Annotated in this window: 5 protein-coding genes and 1 pseudogene; 3 read left to right on the plus strand and 3 right to left on the minus strand. The window is 70.0% G+C overall.

Annotated elements, in window-relative coordinates; genetic code table 11:
* The 3 genes and pseudogenes from RBXJA2T_RS10925 to RBXJA2T_RS10935 all read right to left on the minus strand — a co-directional run.
* Positions 1-215: pseudogene (locus RBXJA2T_RS10925) on the minus strand (hypothetical protein); the annotation flags it as partial.
* Positions 212-847 (minus strand): response regulator, encoded by a 636-nt coding sequence (locus tag RBXJA2T_RS10930; protein ID WP_009857431.1) that lies wholly within the window; start codon positions 845-847, stop codon positions 212-214. The pseudogene RBXJA2T_RS10925 and the gene RBXJA2T_RS10930, both read right to left, overlap by 4 nt.
* 25 nt (positions 848-872) lie before the next feature.
* A complete protein-coding gene (locus tag RBXJA2T_RS10935; RefSeq protein ID WP_029718953.1) occupies positions 873-2,009 on the minus strand; it encodes a hybrid sensor histidine kinase/response regulator in 1,137 nt (378 codons plus the stop codon).
* Positions 2,010-2,226: 217 nt separating this feature from the next.
* Between RBXJA2T_RS10935 and RBXJA2T_RS10940 the strand changes: the two genes are divergently transcribed.
* From RBXJA2T_RS10940 to RBXJA2T_RS10950, 3 genes are all read left to right on the plus strand, one after another.
* Positions 2,227-2,688: a hypothetical protein gene (locus RBXJA2T_RS10940; RefSeq protein ID WP_009857433.1), complete on the plus strand. Its 462-nt coding sequence runs from the start codon at positions 2,227-2,229 to the stop codon at positions 2,686-2,688.
* A gap of 54 nt (positions 2,689-2,742) precedes the next feature.
* Positions 2,743-3,105, plus strand: coding sequence for a response regulator (locus tag RBXJA2T_RS10945; RefSeq protein WP_009857434.1), 363 nt, complete (start codon positions 2,743-2,745; stop codon positions 3,103-3,105).
* Between the two features lie 40 nt (positions 3,106-3,145).
* Positions 3,146-3,561: Hpt domain-containing protein (locus RBXJA2T_RS10950; protein ID WP_009857435.1), on the plus strand; the 416-nt coding region annotated here is incomplete at its 3' end.

The following is a 3,561-nucleotide window of genomic DNA, read 5'->3' on the forward strand; positions in this document are numbered from 1 at the left end:
CGCGCGATCCAGCGGTCCTGCCAGGCACCGGCGCGTGCGGCCAGCGCCAGCGGCGACGGGCCGCCGTCGGCGCGGGACAGCGCGTCGCGGGCCTCGAAGGCCGCCAGCCAGCGCAGCGTGTGGTTGCGTGCGTCGATCAGCGCCAGCGACAGCAGCTCGGCGCCGGCGACACGCATCGCCTGCGCGTCGTCGAGCGCCGCAGCGCGCGGCTTCACGAGCCGACGAGCCCGTTGCGGATCGCGTAGACCGTCAGTTCGGAGTTGTTCGCCAGCTGCAGCTTCTCGAGCACGCGCGCGCGGTAGACCGAGACGGTCTTGGGGCTGAGCATCAGCTCTTCGGCGATGTCGGCCAGGCGCTTGCCCGAGGCGATCATCACCAGCGTCTGCAGCTCGCGGTCGGAGAGCTTCTGGTGCGGGGTCTCGAGCACCGGCGCGGTCAGGCTCTCGACGAGCATCTGCGCGATCTCCGGCGTCACGTACTTGCGCCCCTGGGCGACGGTGCGCACCGCGTCGACGATCTGGCGCGGCTCGCCGCCCTTGTTGACGTAGCCGAAGGCGCCGCCGCGCAGCGCGCGGATCGCGTACTGGTCTTCGGGGTACATGCTGACGATCAGCACCTTGACCGGCGAGCCCTCGTCCTTCAGCGCGTGCAGCGCGTCCAGCCCGCTGCGCCCGGGCAGGTTGATGTCCAGCACCAGCACGTCGCAGCTCGTGCCGCGCATCAGCGTGCGCAACTCGCCGTAGTCGCCGGCCTCGCCGACGACGCGGATGTCCGGGGCGTCGGACAGCGTGTCGCGGATGCCGCGGCGGATCAGCGCGTGGTCGTCGCAGAGGATGACGTCGATCATCGGGTCGCTCCGGGACTGCGGGCCGCTACAGCGAGGCCCAGGCCGAGGGATCGTGCTCGCGGTCGTCGCGCGCCGGGTCGAACACGGTGCCGGCACCGGCTTCCAGCGGCACCGACAGGATCAGCGTCGTGCCACCGGGGCCGCTGCTCAGGTCGATCCAGCCGCCGACGGTGGCCGCGCGCTCCTTGAGACCGCGGATGCCGAAGCTCTGCGCCTTGGCCAGATCCTCGGCCGACAGGCCGCGGCCGTTGTCGCTGATCTCCAGCGACAGCACGCCGCCGGTCAGCGACAGGTCCAGCGAGACCCGCGTCGCCTGCGCGTGCTTGGAGATGTTGGTGAGCGCCTCCTGCGCCGTGCGGTACGCCACCAGCGGCACGCCCAGCGGCAGCTGCGGCTTCTCGTGGCTGGTGCGGAAGGCGCAGGGCACGCCGCTCCTGCGCTCGAAACGCCCGGCCAGCCACTGCAGCGCCGGCACCAGGCCCTGCTCCAGGATCGCCGGGCGCAGGTTGTGCATGATGCGCTGGCTGGCCTCGATGGCGTGCGTCACGGTGTCCAGCGCGCTCAGCACGCGGGTCTTCAGCTCCGGCGTGGTGACGCGCTGGCCGATCCAGTGCAGGTCGAACTTCAGCGCGGTCAGCGAGCCGCCGACGTCGTCATGGATCTCGCGCGCGATCGCGTTGCGCTCGGCCTCGACCGACAGCTGCAGATGCTGCGCCAGCTCCGACAGCCGCTCCTGCGAGGCCTGCAGCTCCAGGTCGGCGCGCAGCTTGGCGCGCCGCGTCTCGGCGGCGGCGATGGCGTGCTCGATCGCCGGCGCCAGCCGCGCGAGGTTGTTCTTCAGCAGGTAGTCGCTGGCGCCGTTGCGCATCGCCTCGACGGCCGTGTCCTCGCCGATCTCGCCGGAGACCAGGATGAAGGGCACCAGGCAGCCGCGCTCGCGCACGATCTCCAGCGCCTGCAGCCCGGTGAACGACGGCAGGTTGTAGTCGGACAGGATCAGGTCCCAGGGCCGGCCCAGGGCCTCGACGAAGGCGTCGCGGCTGTCCACGCGCTCGACCTGCACCTGCAGCCCGGCACGGCGCAGCTGCGCCATCGCGAGCGCGTGGTCGGCTTCGGAGTCCTCGAGGTGCAGCAGGCGCACCGGCGGCGAAGGAGCGCTCATCCGTGAAGTATCGCGCACCCTGCGCACCGCCCCCGCCCGGGGGGCCCGCCGGGAGCACAGAAATATGACGCGAATCACCGCGTCTTCCGCTCAATGTTTGCGGGGCGCGTGCCGAAAATGGGTCGGAAGAGGCCCGGCTGGCCGCATCAGGACTGCACCAACACGGTGCATCCGCGGCCGGACGAGGTCGAACAAGAACCGAACACCCGGAGTCCGGATGCTCTCCCAGGAACCTCACGACACGGCACACGAAGGCACGATGCCGTTGCTGGCCGCCGCGGACCTGCAGGACCACCTGCTCGTCGCCAGCAACGACCTCGACCGCCTCCAGCGCCTGCTCAGCGACGCCTGCGACTCGCTGCTCGTGCACTTCTACGGCGCGACGCAGGAGTTGAAGCAGCTGCTGCATTCGGCCGCTCCGCACCCCGAGCTCGACAGCCACCAGCTCCATGCCGCGATGGAGCACATGGCTGGCGCGATCACGGCGATGCAGTTCCAGGACATGGCCTCGCAACTGGTCCACCACACCTCCCGGCGCCTGCGCAACTGCGCCGACCGGCTGGCCCGCGACACCATGGGCGACGACGAGGACGGCGAGACGCTCGTCGAGGAGGCGCCGCTGCGCCCCAACCCCGTGACCCAGGACGAGATGGACGCCGGGTCCGTCGAGCTCTTCTGACCGCCCGGCGCATCCGCCCCCAGAACTCCAACCTTCCCCCCCGAGAGACCTCCCATGCACTCGATCCTTGCCGTTGATGACAGCGCCTCGATGCGCCAGATGGTGTCCTTCACGCTGAAGAACGCCGGCTTCCATGTCGTCGAGGCCGTCGATGGACAGGATGCCTACGAGAAGGCCAACCAGCGCGACTTCAACCTCGTGCTGACCGACCAGAACATGCCGCGCATGGACGGCATCAGCCTGACCAAGAAGCTGCGCGAGAACCCGAAGTTCAAGAGCACGCCGATCCTGATCCTGACCACCGAGTCGAGCGACCAGATGAAGCAGGCCGGCCGCGCCGCCGGCGCCACCGGCTGGCTGGTCAAGCCCTTCGACCCCGCCAAGCTCGTCGAGGTCATCGGCAAGGTCATTCGCTGAGTCCCGCGACGGGACCCCAGCAGGAACACGGAGCACGACCATGGCCGACACCCAACAAGAAGGCGCCCACCTGTCCGCCGGCATCGACCTCTCGCAGTTCTTCCAGGTCTTCTTCGAAGAAGCCGGCGAGAACCTCGAGACGATGGAGCAGATGCTGCTCAACCTCGACATCGAGAACGCGGACGACGAGGAGCTCAACGCGATCTTCCGCTGCGCGCACTCGGTCAAGGGCGGCGCCGCGACCTTCGGCTTCAGCGACATCGCCGAGCTGACGCACGAGATGGAGACGCTGCTGGACAAGCTGCGCCGCCACGAACTGGCGCCGACGGCGGCGATGGTCGACGTGCTGCTGGCCTCGGGCGACGCGCTGAAGGCGCAGCTCGCCCGCCACCAGGGCAACGGCGCCGACCCGGTGGACACGCGCGAGCTGCTGGTGTCGATCCGCGCGCTGGTCAC

The sequence above is a fragment of the Rubrivivax benzoatilyticus JA2 = ATCC BAA-35 genome (genome assembly GCF_000190375.1).
In the GTDB taxonomy this organism is placed as follows: Bacteria; Pseudomonadota; Gammaproteobacteria; order Burkholderiales; family Burkholderiaceae_C; genus Rubrivivax; species Rubrivivax benzoatilyticus.

Excerpts from the sequence above, each read along its gene's own strand:
- RBXJA2T_RS10935 (WP_029718953.1), bottom strand. The coding sequence starts at position 2,009 with ATGAGCGCTCCTTCGCCGCCGGTGCGCCTGCTGCACCTCGAGGACTCC.
- RBXJA2T_RS10945 (WP_009857434.1), top strand. The coding sequence starts at position 2,743 with ATGCACTCGATCCTTGCCGTTGATGACAGCGCCTCGATGCGCCAGATG.
- RBXJA2T_RS10930 (WP_009857431.1), bottom strand. The coding sequence starts at position 847 with ATGATCGACGTCATCCTCTGCGACGACCACGCGCTGATCCGCCGCGGC.
- RBXJA2T_RS10940 (WP_009857433.1), top strand. The coding sequence starts at position 2,227 with ATGCTCTCCCAGGAACCTCACGACACGGCACACGAAGGCACGATGCCG.